Raw genomic sequence first — 516 nt, 5'->3', positions numbered from 1 at the left:
CATAGCGGTAGTCGCCGAGGGTGCGGGCGGCTACCACGTCGCCGAATCCCTCGGTCCAGGCGCAGCCCTTCGGAGCTGGCCGCGTCGAACTGATGGTTCTCACAGTTCGGCGCGCCCGGGAAGCAGTGTCGGGCAGCTTGAACTGCAGCCAGTGCCCGGTCTCGTGGAGAATGGTGTGCCGTGAGTCGGCATCCTCGGCGGCCGGGACCACGCTGCGAGGTCCAGCAGACCAATGCCGCCACGGGAAGGAAAGAGTGAACCTGGAATACCTGCACTACCCGCCCGTTCCCGAAAGGGTCCAAACTGCGCTCCACTCACGAGAAAGCCAAACGTGACCCAACGCCAATCCTTGTACGCTAGCCCCGCCAGCCATGACCGGATCGATACGAAAGACGAAGCCAAGTAATTCGTCGTGGCACCTGGCTGAGTGACCATCACTCCGGTGAACCCGTTGACGGCCAGAAGTGACAGGAGGAGCCTGGAAGAACCTCCGCTGGTGAGAGGAGTAGGCCATGG

1 pseudogene is annotated in these 516 nt (G+C 62.8%); it reads right to left on the bottom strand.

Annotated features, from left to right (window positions below):
* Positions 1-211: pseudogene (locus tag ABD323_RS45485) on the bottom strand (metalloprotease); the annotation flags it as partial.
* Positions 212-516 lie beyond the last annotated feature (305 nt).

The sequence above is a fragment of the Kitasatospora nipponensis genome, assembly GCF_039528135.1.
Taxonomy (GTDB): domain Bacteria; phylum Actinomycetota; class Actinomycetes; order Streptomycetales; family Streptomycetaceae; genus Kitasatospora; species Kitasatospora nipponensis.
This window is presented reverse-complemented; position numbering and strand designations above follow the sequence as displayed.